This is a genomic window from Shewanella sp. SG41-4, from assembly GCF_014164505.1.
In the GTDB taxonomy this organism is placed as follows: Bacteria; Pseudomonadota; Gammaproteobacteria; order Enterobacterales; family Shewanellaceae; genus Shewanella.
The window spans coordinates 1-997 of record NZ_JACJFI010000689.1; the positions used below are offsets into that span (position 1 = coordinate 1).

Consider the following 997-nt stretch of genomic DNA (forward strand, 5'->3'; position numbering starts at 1 on the left):
CTTAAATAATGGAGCTGATTTTTTGCTAACTGATTTAGGCGTCACGCCCTGAGACTTTAATACGCCACGAACTTCTGCAATTGTTGACCCTTTCAGCTCACCGGAAGTGCGTTGACCATCACGATTGATACCCTTCCATTGATAGGTGAAAACCTTAGGTTGATGTTTGGTTTTTTTCGCTTTTGGCTTTCTTTTTGCTGTTGTTGTAGCCATTTAGCCAATCCTTTTATTGTTTCGTTGCATCCACGCTAAACCATTATTGCTAATAGGGGAAAATCAATTAAATGGTTGTTCTAATACTATTATTGATTTTACTATAGATTATCAAAAACTGGTAACACGGTTTATTTCCGCGATACTGGTTACGCCATGAATGACTTTAAGTAACCCTGATTGACGTAAATCGCGCATACCTTGCTGCTTGGCGAGGGTGGCAATTTGGAGTGAGTTGCCGCCTTCCATAATCGTTCGCGCTATTTCATCGCTCATTTTCATTACTTCGTATATGCCGACTCGGCCTTTATAACCACCTGAGCATAGCTCACAACCGACCGGTTTAAATACGGTAAAACCTTTGGCGATATTAGATTCAGAAAAACCTAAGCGTTGCATCTCAGCAACAGGAATTTCCTCTTCATGTTTGCATGCAGGGCATAGACGCCTGGCAAGTCGTTGGGCAATAATTAAATTGACTGAGCTAGCAATGTTATAACCGGGTACACCCATATTGATTAAGCGGGTTAAGGTTTCTGCAGCCGAGTTGGTATGTAGGGTCGATAACACTAAATGGCCGGTTTGCGCTGCTTTAATAGCAATTTCAGCAGTTTCTAAATCGCGGATTTCTCCTACCATTACCACATCAGGGTCTTGACGTAAGAATGAGCGCAGTGCAGATGCGAAAGTTAAACCGGCTTTTAAATTAATGTGAACCTGATTAACACCTTCAAGGTTTATTTCAACAGGATCTTCAGCAGTGGAGATATTACGCTCTTCGGTG

The 997-nt window shown here is 41.8% G+C and carries 1 protein-coding gene and 1 pseudogene; both read right to left on the reverse strand.

The window, feature by feature from the left end:
* Positions 1-213, reverse strand: a pseudogene (locus tag H5202_RS23285) (type II secretion system F family protein); the annotation flags it as partial.
* A 111-nt stretch (positions 214-324) separates the two neighbouring features.
* The coding region (locus H5202_RS23290; protein WP_182774089.1) for an ATPase, T2SS/T4P/T4SS family at positions 325-997 on the reverse strand (673 nt) is incomplete at its 5' end.